1 protein-coding gene is annotated in these 1,640 nt (G+C 72.8%); it reads left to right on the top strand.

From position 1 onward, the window contains the following. Positions 1 to 215 precede the first annotated feature (215 nt). Positions 216 to 1,640 (top strand): MBL fold metallo-hydrolase (locus FNQ90_RS22395; protein WP_182608005.1); only part of this gene is annotated, 1,425 nt, incomplete at its 3' end.

Raw genomic sequence — 1,640 nt, 5'->3', positions numbered from 1 at the left:
ACAGATACCCCCGGGGGCATAAGCGAGAAGGTGCTACGGTTGAACCGTGCATACCCCCAGGGGTATAAACGTCACGCGGACGACAGGAGGTTCCGATGGATTCGGGCAACGACCGGCGACGACCCGCCGCCCCCACGCCGACGGGGACGGACAGGGACCGCCGATCACGTCCGGCCTCCCGGACCCCACATCCCGCCTCCACCGAGGAGAGCCCAATGATCACCGTTCTTCCCGTCGAGACCCCGGGCCTCGGCGACCGCACCCACCTCGCCCACGACGGCACCACGGCACTGGTGGTCGACCCGCAGCGCGACCACGACCGGGTCACCGAGCTCGCCGCCGCCGCCGGGGTGCGCATCACCCACGTCTTCGAGACGCACATCCACAACGACTACGTCACCGGCGGTCCCGCCCTCGCCCGCGAGGTCGGCGCCCGTTACCTGGTCAACGCCGACGACGAGGTCTCCTTCGAGCGCACCCCCATCCGCGACGGCGAGATCGTCGAGGTCGGCGCCATGCGGATCCGGGCGATCCACACCCCCGGCCACACCCACACCCACCTGTCCTACGCGCTGGAGGCGGACGGCGAGCAGGTGGCGGTCTTCACCGGCGGCTCCCTGCTGTACGGCACCACCGGTCGTCCCGATCTGCTCGGCCCGGCCCACACCGACACCCTGGTGCGCGCCCAGTGGCACTCGGCCCGTCGACTGGCGAACGAACTGCCCGACGACACCGCCGTCTACCCCACCCACGGCTTCGGGTCCTTCTGCTCCGCCACGCAGGCCACCGGCGAGACCGGCACCATCGGCGGCGAGAAGAAGGACAACATCGCGCTGACCGCCGACGAGGAGACCTACGTCGAGCGACTGCTCGCGGGCCTGGACGCCTACCCCGCGTACTACGCGCACATGGGGCCGGCCAACGCCGCCGGCCCGGGGGCGCCGGACCTCTCCCCGCCGTCCGTCGCCGACCCCGCCGAACTGCGACGGCGCATCGAGGCCGGGGAATGGGTCGTGGACCTGCGTGATCGCACGGCCTTCGCCGCCGGGCACCTCACCGGGAGCCTCAACTTCGGCCTCGACGGTCCCTTCATCACCTACCTGGGTTGGCTCATCCCGTGGGGGACCCCCGTCGTCCTGCTCGGCGCCACCGCCGAGGATGTCGCCGAGGCCCAGCGCGAGATGGTCCGCATCGGCATCGAACGCCCCGCCGCCATGGCCACCGGGACACCGGGGGATTGGGCCGGCGGCGAACCGCTCGCCTCCTACGCCCGGGCGACGTTCGAGGACCTCGCGCGGACCCTCGATCGTCGGGACGACACCGGCGACACCGGCGACACCGGCGACACCGGCGAGCCGGGCGGGATGGTCGTGCTGGACGTGCGGCGGAACCAGGAACGCCGCGAGGCGCACATCCCCGGCTCCGTCCACATCCCCATCCACGAGATCCCCGCCCGGATCGACGAGATCCCCGCCGGCCGGGTCTGGGTGCACTGCGCCGGCGGCTACCGAGCCGGGGTCGTCGCCGCCCTGCTCCACGCCCGGGGCCGGGACGTGGTCGCCGTCGACGACGCCTTCGACAACGCCCGGGCGGCGGGCCTGTGCCCCCTACCCGGTGACGCCACCCCCCACCCCGGTGAC

This window comes from Streptomyces alkaliphilus, assembly GCF_014141535.1.
Taxonomy (GTDB): domain Bacteria; phylum Actinomycetota; class Actinomycetes; order Streptomycetales; family Streptomycetaceae; genus Streptomyces; species Streptomyces alkaliphilus.
The sequence above is the reverse complement of the archived record's forward strand: the minus strand, read 5'-3'. Positions and strand labels throughout refer to the sequence as shown.